Below are 1,053 nucleotides of genomic sequence, written 5' to 3' on the forward strand. Positions count from 1 at the left end.
AACCAATGGTGGCGATCATGAAGAAGCGCACCATCTTGGGAGTGGCGCGGACCTTGCCGCTCTTGAAGAGCACCAGGGTGACGCCGAAGACGGCCAGCGTACCGATGACAGCCTGGAGGCCGACGCCGGGGTACATGCCGTCCAGGATTCGGGTAAGGCCACCAAGGAAAAGACCCTCAAGACCGGCGTAGGCAAGGATCAGGGCCGGTGAAGGCTGCTTCTTGAACGTGTTGACCAGGGCCAGCACAAAGCCGCCCAGTGCACCAACAATCATGAGCATGGTGGAGAGGGCGGGCGCTACGAAGAGCGTCACGCCGGCACCGATCACCAGCACCACGAGACAGGCGACCGTCTTCATGATGACGTCGTCGTAGGTCATGCGGCCGGTGTCTGCCGGGCCGGCAGCCGGCTGGTTGTACATCTGCTGCAGCTGCTCATTGGTCATGTTCTGCTGCTGGGCAGACCATGCGGCCTGGCCGTCCATCACCTGGCTCGGCGCCCGGCCGGGTGCCTGGTTAAACTGCTGGCCGTACGGGTTCTGCGGTACAGGCGGGGCCTGCTTTGCTCCACGGAAATTCTTTCCGTTGAAGACTGGGTTTCCGCCAAGTGCCATTGCGGGTGTCCTCCTGAAAAAGGGCTAAGTGATAATTCACGGTACCAATTACCACGCCCGTGCGGCAGGGATAGTTCCCTTGTTCACCCAGACGAAACGTAACCGTGACACTAAAACGGCAGGGTGGCAGCGTGGGACGCACCCAGGACCGTTTAGAAACACCCTCAAACAACAAAGGTTTACTTAAGTGTGACTACATCATGAGTTGCCTATAGCTTCACAGTTGTTATCCGATCGCGATGTTTGCACCCCCGAACTGGGCATTTATTCAGCCCGCCGGACGGTAACATAGGCCACACATGGGTGACTTAGATCACAATCGAGGCAGCTAGGCAAGAACTGTTCACAAGCCCCATTTACCGTTCGCACCGGCTGCAATGGCGCAGCCGGGACCACCCCCACTGTGGAGGTTTCCATTTTGAGAAGCACACTGCGCGACC

General features: G+C 58.7%; 1 protein-coding gene. It reads right to left on the minus strand.

Annotation, left to right across the window (positions count from 1 at the left end; genetic code table 11):
- Positions 1-613: Bax inhibitor-1/YccA family protein (locus tag HP499_RS24530; RefSeq protein WP_172326612.1), on the minus strand; the 613-nt coding region annotated here is incomplete at its 3' end.
- Between the last annotated feature and the right edge of the window lie 440 nt (positions 614-1,053).

Source organism: Paenarthrobacter sp. CM16 (assembly GCF_013179505.1).
Classification (GTDB): Bacteria; Actinomycetota; Actinomycetes; order Actinomycetales; family Micrococcaceae; genus Arthrobacter.